This is a genomic window from Actinomyces bouchesdurhonensis, assembly GCF_900128465.1.
Lineage (GTDB): Bacteria > Actinomycetota > Actinomycetes > Actinomycetales > Actinomycetaceae > Pauljensenia > Pauljensenia bouchesdurhonensis.
Genome location: NZ_LT635869.1, coordinates 427,650 through 432,917, shown reverse-complemented (window position 1 = coordinate 432,917; position 5,268 = coordinate 427,650). Strand labels below are relative to the sequence as shown.

Here is a 5,268-nt window from a genome sequence, read left to right as displayed (position 1 = left end):
CGGCGACCACGACGCTGGGAGGGCCCTCGCCCGCCTCGCCGTCCGTGGGCCGCATCGACGTACAGGACTTGGGCGGCGCGTTCCTGACGCGCTACCGGGTGCGCTGGGAGGGTGGCGCGTCGCTGGAATCCAGCGTGTGGGCGCCGGCGACCTCTGGGGACGCGTGCCTGGTCATGGTGCACCACCAGTCGACGCTGATCGGCTGAGCCGGGGCGTCATGTCGTGGGCGAACTCGGCGGGCGTGCATTCGCGGGCGGACACAGCTTGCAGGTACAGGGTGCGTCGAATAATCCCGCGGGGCACTACTTCGCGGTCATGCGCGGTACGTACAACCCTCTCTTGCAATCTCGCACGTAATTTCCTCCGGTCAGTTTTCGCCTACGCCCAGAAACGTTGGAATTGCAACAACCATATTTCAATTACTGAAAGATTGACAGGGAAATTACGTGCGACATTGTTGGGAAACCGCTCCATGGCCGTGGCCGCGACGCGGATAGGTTGCTTCTTGACAGCCAGTGCACGCGTCCCCCCTGGAGCTCCAGTCGGCCGAGTGCACCTCATGCGGATAGGTTGCGCACATGCGGATAGGTTATGCGCACGCGGATAGGTTATTAAGGTATCCGCATCGTCGTAACCTATCCGCATAGCCTTTTCCTATCCAGAACTCAACCTCCTATCCAGGACACGCAGCCACACCCACCAGAAGACCGCCACGCGGCCTGATCGTGGTGCTGGTGATCGGCAGCGGCGAGCCGAGTATCTTTCCACCCTCCCCCAGTCAGCGTCACAAGGGGCACTTCGCCCGTGACTTAGCGCTACACCCGATCAGTGGCAGTGCACCCGATCAGTGGCAGTGCACCCGATCAGAAGAGGTGCAATGCCTACGGATCGGGTGCAGCGCCCCAATCAACAAGAACAAACGCGGCATCTGCAGGTCAATCGATGCCACCATCACAAGCAAACTGCACGAAGGACGCCGCCGGGTCGAGCTGAATCAGGAAATGTCCAGACGCGCCGATCCCCTGCTGTGTGGAGAGCGCCGCGCGACTGCTAATCCAGGCTGCGGCGCCCGTGGGCGGGGCAAGGCCTGACCGGGCTTCGAGATCGATCACTCCGAGCCTTTAGGCTCACGTGTGGCTTTTCGAGCGGGCACACCGCCGCCCACGGGCGCACCAAGCAGCCGGGCCCAGCAAGGCCGGTCCCTCCGGCGCCCGGAAAACAGCCGGGGCGCACAGCAACAAGCACAGCAACAAGCACAGCAACGGGGGCGCAAGCCACCGGCCTGCGCCCCCGCTCAGACCCCTCCGCGAGGAGCCACGACGCGCTTACAGCTTGGCGCCCTCGAAGCTGAAGATGTCGAGGAACTTGCGCGCGCGATCCGAGGACGGGTCCGCGAAGAACTTGCGCGGCGGGTCGACCTCGACGATGCGGCCCTCGTCCATGAAGACGATGCGGTCGGCGATCGCGCGGGCAAAACCCATCTCATGCGTCACGATGAGCATCGTCATGCCGGTGCGCGCCAGTTCAAGGACGACGTCGAGGACCTCGCGCACCATCTCCGGGTCGAGGGAGGCGGTGACCTCGTCGAGGAGGAGAATCTCGGGGTTCATCATGAGGGCGCGCACGATGGCGACGCGCTGGCGCTGGCCGCCGGAGAGCTGGCGCGGGNGGTCAGGTGGGGAAAGAGTTCGTAGGACTGGAAGACCATGCCGATGCGGCGGCGCACCTCGGGCCAGGAGACGCCGGGAGCCGCCAGATCGGTCCCGTCGAAGAGGATCTGCCCGGAGTTGATGGGTTCGAGGCCGTTGATCGTGCGCAGCAGCGTGGACTTGCCGCAGCCGGAAGGGCCGACGATAACAACGACTTCACCGTCGGCGACGTCGAGGGAGACGCCGCGCAGGGCGTGGTGCCCGCCCGGGTAGGTCTTGTCGAGGTCAACGAGGCGCAGCTGCGGGGTGTCCACGGACGAGGCCGTGGCGCGCTCGGGCGAGAGGGCGGCGGTCGGCGCGTCGGCGAGGCGTTCCTGCGGGTCGGAGGTCAGTTCTGCCATGTTTTCTCCATGTGGCGTGAGAGGAGCGAGATGGGCCAGCAGATGAGGAAGTACAGCGCGAAGATCAGGCCGTAGATCCACAGCGAGGCGGTCGGGTAGTTGAAGCGGTTGGCGTCGATGATCTGCTGTCCGACTTTGAGGACTTCGACGACGCCGATGAGGACGACGAGGGACGTCGTCTTGATCATGCGGGTGATGAGGTTGACGGCCGGGGGTGCGAGGGCGCGCAGGGTTTGCGGCAGGATGACGCGGCGCATGGTCTGCCTCGGGGTGAGCCCCAGGGCGGACGCGGACTCGTACTGGTGGCGCGGGATCGAGATGAGCGCGCCTCGCACGAGGTCGCCCATTTCGGCGCCACCCCACAGGGTGAAAACAAGGATGGAGGCGGTGATGCCGTTCAGGTTGATCCCCGCGACGCGCGTGAGCCCGAAGTAGGCGACGAACAGGAGGACGAGCTGGGGCATGATGCGCACGAACTCGAGGTAGAGCTGCATGAGCCAGCGCAGGAGACGCCAACGCGAGCGCATGCCGAGGCCCACGAACACACCCAGCACGAGGGAGAGAAGGACGGACAGCGCGGAAATGCCGACGGTGACGCCCAAGCCCTCGAGGATACGCACGAGGTTGCGGCCTTCGACAATGACGTTAATTCCCAAATCCGCCACGGCGCACCTTCTTTTCGATCAGTCGGGCCGCGATGGACACGGGCAGGAGGATCACCAGGTAGGCGAGGACCAGCAGGACCAGCGCCTCTGAAGTGTTGTAGGACATGCCGATGAGGTCTTTCGCGACGTACACGAGGTCGGGCAGCGCGACGACCGAGACGACGGAAGTTTCCTTAATGAGGAAGATGACGTTGGCGGCCAGCGGCGGCACGGAGGTCGCGATGGCCTGCGGCAGGGCAACGTGGCGCAGCGTCTGCTGTCTCTTATANCCCGAAGTAGGCGACGAACAGGAGGACGAGCTGGGGCATGATGCGCACGAACTCGAGGTAGAGCTGCATGAGCCAGCGCAGGAGACGCCAACGCGAGCGCATGCCGAGGCCCACGAACACACCCAGCACGAGGGAGAGAAGGACGGACAGCGCGGAAATGCCGACGGTGACGCCCAAGCCCTCGAGGATACGCACGAGGTTGCGGCCTTCGACAATGACGTTAATTCCCAAATCCGCCACGGCGCACCTTCTTTTCGATCAGTCGGGCCGCGATGGACACGGGCAGGAGGATCACCAGGTAGGCGAGGACCAGCAGGACCAGCGCCTCTGAAGTGTTGTAGGACATGCCGATGAGGTCTTTCGCGACGTACACGAGGTCGGGCAGCGCGACGACCGAGACGACGGAAGTTTCCTTAATGAGGAAGATGACGTTGGCGGCCAGCGGCGGCACGGAGGTCGCGATGGCCTGCGGCAGGGCAACGTGGCGCAGCGTCTGCGTGCGCGTAAGGCCGAGCGCGGAGGCCGACTCCCACTGGATAGTGGCGATCGAGTCGAGGCCGGAGCGCAGGGCTTCAGCCATGTAGGCGCCGCCCAGGAAAATCAGGCCGACAATCGCGCAGGTTTCGCCGCTCCACTTGATGCCCACGCGCGGCAGGCCGAAGTAGATGAAGAACAGCTGCACGAGCAGCGGCGTGTTACGCGACAGTTCGACGTAGGCGGCGCCGATCTGGGAGGCGATCGGAATCCGGTAGTGCCGGATCGCGGCCACGAGCAGGCCGAGGGCGAGGGAGCCGACGATACCGATGGCCGCGATCCTCAGGGTGAGGATGGCGGCGTCGACGTAGAGGGGCGCGTATCGCGCCAGGATCTCAAGATTCATAGGCACAGGGAGGGACGAGGCCGTGGCCGCGCCGGGCGATCACCCGCGGCGGGCGGACCCGTCAGGGGGCCACGGCCTCGTACCCGTATTAGTTGGTGGAGGTGGTGTCCTGGCCGCCTTCGACGACCAGGTCGTCGGGGGTCGCGGCGTCACCGTAGNGCATCCTCGGCGTCGGTGTTGATGCTTCCACCGCTAGCGCGCATTTGCGAGGGGTGTTTCCCGTTTTGGAACTATGTGACAAACGAGCGCGGTGACAAACCGCGGAAATCCGGGACGGGACCAAGGGCCCAAGAAAGCGTTAAAACCGTCACGCTACGGTGCGCCCGCTCGCAATTGGATGGATCGGTGCGCAAAAATTGCTCCCATGCCCAAGCTACCGCGCACAGTGAACTTCTCCGTGCCGGCTAGCCCTACCCGCCGCGCGATCCTCGAGGGTCTGCGCATCACGGCGCCCGTGGCCGCGGGATATATCCCCCTTGGCCTGGCATACGGCGTTCTGGTTATGCAGCTGGGCTTGCCGTGGTGGATGGCGCCCGCCCTGTCGCTGGCCGCCTACTCGGGGTCGGCGGAACTGCTCGTCGTCACCCTGGCCGCACAGAACACACCCGTAGCAGTTATCGCTGTCACAATGCTGCTCGTGAACTTCCGCCACCTGTTCTACGCATTCTCATTTCCGCTGCACGTGATCGAGGGACGCGTCGCGCGGTTGTTCTCGATATACGCTCTGGTCGACGAGGCATACGCTCTGACATCCGCGCGCCCGAACGGGTGGACGAAGCCGCGCCTGTTAGCCGCGCAGGTCTGTTTGCACCTGACATGGATCACGTCTGGCGTGGTGGGCGCGTTCGCCGGGTCGCTGATTCCCACGCAGATTGAAGGATTGGACTTCGCGCTCACGGCCTTGTTCATCACGCTCACGCTGGACGCGGCGCGCACGAGACGCGAAGTGCCCTCGATCCTCTTGGCAGGCGCATCCTTCGCGGTGGCTATGGTGGCGCCGGGCCAGCACCTCCTCGTCGCGCTCCTCCTTTTCGTCGCTTGCTTGGCGGTGCGCCACGTTCTCCATCGCCGAGGCATCCTCGGCTCTCCCGATCCCCTGCACTCGGGTGATACGCCCGAGGCGGGCGCATGTGACGCTGGCGCATCCGAGGCGGGCGCATCCGAGGCAAAGCCCGAGGAGGCCTCGTGACGCCGTCCCTGCCCTATCTGTTGGGGATCCTCCTGATCGTCTTCGTCATCGACTTCACGCTGCGCGCGCTGCCGTTCAAGATCCTGGAGCCGTTGCGCGACTCTCGCTTCGTCGAGAACATGGCCGTGTGGATGCCGCCGGGCATCATGGCGATCCTGGTCCTGTCGACGCTGTCCCAGGGCGCGCAGGCGGGCGGGCGCTGGTGGGCGGCGCTG

The 5,268-nt window shown here is 65.0% G+C and carries 4 protein-coding genes and 3 pseudogenes; 3 read left to right on the top strand and 4 right to left on the bottom strand.

From position 1 onward, the window contains the following. A pseudogene (locus BQ7477_RS10455) lies at positions 1–206 on the top strand (ribonuclease H family protein); the annotation flags it as partial. A 1,119-nt stretch (positions 207–1,325) separates the two neighbouring features. On the opposite strand, the pseudogene BQ7477_RS10450 reads toward BQ7477_RS10455, so the two are convergent. From BQ7477_RS10450 to BQ7477_RS10435, 4 genes and pseudogenes are all read right to left on the bottom strand, one after another. Beyond that, positions 1,326–2,050, bottom strand: a pseudogene (locus BQ7477_RS10450) (amino acid ABC transporter ATP-binding protein). Further along, positions 2,038–2,715, bottom strand: coding sequence for an amino acid ABC transporter permease (locus BQ7477_RS10445; RefSeq protein WP_073983819.1), 678 nt, complete (start codon positions 2,713–2,715; stop codon positions 2,038–2,040). Before BQ7477_RS10445 ends, BQ7477_RS10450 begins: the two are co-directional and overlap by 13 nt. After that, positions 2,696–3,224: pseudogene (locus tag BQ7477_RS13165) on the bottom strand (ABC transporter permease subunit). Before BQ7477_RS13165 ends, BQ7477_RS10445 begins: the two are co-directional and overlap by 20 nt. Next, positions 3,205–3,864: an amino acid ABC transporter permease gene (locus BQ7477_RS10435; RefSeq protein ID WP_073983818.1), complete on the bottom strand. Its 660-nt coding sequence runs from the start codon at positions 3,862–3,864 to the stop codon at positions 3,205–3,207. The pseudogene BQ7477_RS13165 and the gene BQ7477_RS10435 overlap by 20 nt, the downstream one beginning before the upstream one ends. Positions 3,865–4,228: 364 nt before the next feature. Between BQ7477_RS10435 and BQ7477_RS10430 the strand changes: the two genes are divergently transcribed. Together BQ7477_RS10430 and BQ7477_RS10425 are read left to right on the top strand one after the other, a co-directional pair. Then, positions 4,229–5,053 carry an AzlC family ABC transporter permease gene (locus BQ7477_RS10430; protein ID WP_084795797.1) on the top strand — a complete coding sequence of 275 codons (825 nt, stop codon included), beginning with the start codon at positions 4,229–4,231 and terminating at the stop codon, positions 5,051–5,053. After that, positions 5,050–5,268 (top strand): AzlD domain-containing protein (locus BQ7477_RS10425; RefSeq protein ID WP_073983817.1); only part of this gene is annotated, 219 nt, incomplete at its 3' end. The genes BQ7477_RS10430 and BQ7477_RS10425, both read left to right, overlap by 4 nt.

Coding starts and splice junctions, on each gene's coding strand:
- BQ7477_RS10430 (WP_084795797.1), top strand. CDS start 4,229: ATGCCCAAGCTACCGCGCACAGTGAACTTCTCCGTGCCGGCTAGCCCT.
- BQ7477_RS10435 (WP_073983818.1), bottom strand. CDS start 3,864: ATGAATCTTGAGATCCTGGCGCGATACGCGCCCCTCTACGTCGACGCC.